Consider the following 1,797-nt stretch of genomic DNA (forward strand, 5'->3'; position numbering starts at 1 on the left):
GCCACCTTGTATGGGGCTTTCGCTGTCAAGGGGCCTTTTCAAGGCGGCCATCCCTTTGTTCGACGGTTTGGCGGCCATCCCTCCGTCCCGACCTGCTTTTGGAGGGAGCGTCGCGCGCAGAGCCTGTCCAGGATGCCGCTTGCGGCACCGGCGGAGCCGGCGCGGGCACGCGTCCTGGACGGGGTCGAGCCCGGCGCTATCGTTACCGGTCAGGGGCGTCATGACAGCCTCGCAATTGCAGCATCGGCTGGTTTCGGTCAGGCCGGCCGGCGGCTGGCGGCGCAAGGGCGACCTGAGGGGGAACCTGCCTGGCGTGGCGCCAGCGCGCCCACAACCTTGTATTCGGCGGATCGCGGCGATCCGAACCCATGATGCAGTCATGCGCATCGGCGGCAAGGCTCCTCGGAGGCGGTTCCCATTCTCTCCCGCGCGCATGGGATATCATGCCATAGGTGGCTTGCGGGTCACCGCCGCCTCGGATCGTCCTGGCATTGCTCCGCCGCGGGCGGATGGATGCCGGACCTGTTGTGGCGTGGGCTCCTTTAGCCGGTTTCGATCGTTCATGCCGCGGGGCGCAGGATGGCGCCAGCCGGCACTTCGCCGGCGCTCACATAGCGCCACAGCGCGATCAGCAGCTTGCGCGCCAGGGCCACGATCATGGTCTTGCGCAGGTTGCGCTGGAGCCCGGCGGTGCGCTGCGCGAACCACTGCGCCAGGGCGCTGCCCTTCTGGAACATCAGCCAGCGCCAGGCGAGCTGGATCATGCCGCGCCTGACCCGCGCATTGCCGGCCCGCGCCAGCCCTTTCTCGCGCCGTTTGGAGCCGCTCTCGTCCGGCGCCCCGGTGAGCCCGGCATAACGGGCCACCGCGCGACGATCGCGCAGATTGCGCGACAGGATCTCTTGCACCAGCATGTCGGCCGTCTCGATGCCGATGCCCATCATCCTGGCCAGCATCATCACCATGGGATGGGTGCCCTCCTGCGGCGCCTGCTTCAGCCGCTCCAGGCGTGTCGTCTCGATCTCCTTGAGTTGCTCCTTGATCAGCCGCAGCCGTGCCATGTCGCGGCGCAGCTCGGCCAGCGTGTTGGGTGGCAGCGGCACCCCTTCGGCGCCACGCAGCTGTTCCAGCCGCTCCGCCGCCTTCTTCAGCTTCACATTGAAGCCGCGGACGCCAAAGCGCGCCAGCGTCGCCTGCATCCGGCTGACAAGGCTGGTGCGCTCGCCAACCAGCGTCTCGTGCTCGCGATTGGCGCGCCGCGCGTCCTCCTCCTCGATCGTCGGGATCGCCACCATGCCGCAGTGCCTGGCCTCGCCGCGCAGCCAGCCGACAAACGAACGCATCAGCAACTGCGTGTCCAGCCGGTCCGACTTCGCCCGCCGGTGCTCGCGCGACACCGGGATGCTGGCCGCGTGGATCACATGGGTCTCGATCCCTTGCGCCAACAGCAGCCGCGCCAGCCAGAAGCCGTCGCGGCCAGCCTCGAACGCCACCGCAATGCGCGCGATCGTCTTGCCGGCCTTCACCGCCTCGTCGCGCCAGCGACACAGCAGCCTCAGCAGCGCCACAGGATCGGCACCCTGCTTCTTCAGCGGCTCGCGGCCAAGCCCGGGAACCAGCCCGGCCACCAGCCAGCTCCTGGCGCTCAGTTCAACGACCGCGACCAGTGTGCTATCCTGATCGAAGGCGACGAGGGACTTGCTCAGATCATTCTGGTGCATCGGGGCGCTCCATTCGTTGAGTTCACAGCAACGATGGTGCCACAACCCTCGCCGCCGCCCCATAGCTTCTCTCCCC

At 68.2% G+C, this 1,797-nt stretch carries 1 protein-coding gene; it reads right to left on the bottom strand.

Features of this window, described 5'->3' with window-relative positions; translation table 11 throughout:
* Positions 1-560 precede the first annotated feature (560 nt).
* Positions 561-1,721 carry an IS110 family RNA-guided transposase gene (locus AC0L3I_RS36770; protein WP_473530209.1) on the bottom strand — a complete coding sequence of 387 codons (1,161 nt, stop codon included), beginning with the start codon at positions 1,719-1,721 and terminating at the stop codon, positions 561-563.
* Positions 1,722-1,797: the final 76 nt, after the last annotated feature.

The sequence above is a fragment of the Mesorhizobium sp. WSM4840 genome (genome assembly GCF_055811755.1).

Bases quoted from the DNA above. Each gene is read 5' to 3' on its own strand.
- AC0L3I_RS36770 (WP_473530209.1), bottom strand. From the start codon at position 1,721: ATGCACCAGAATGATCTGAGCAAGTCCCTCGTCGCCTTCGATCAGGAT.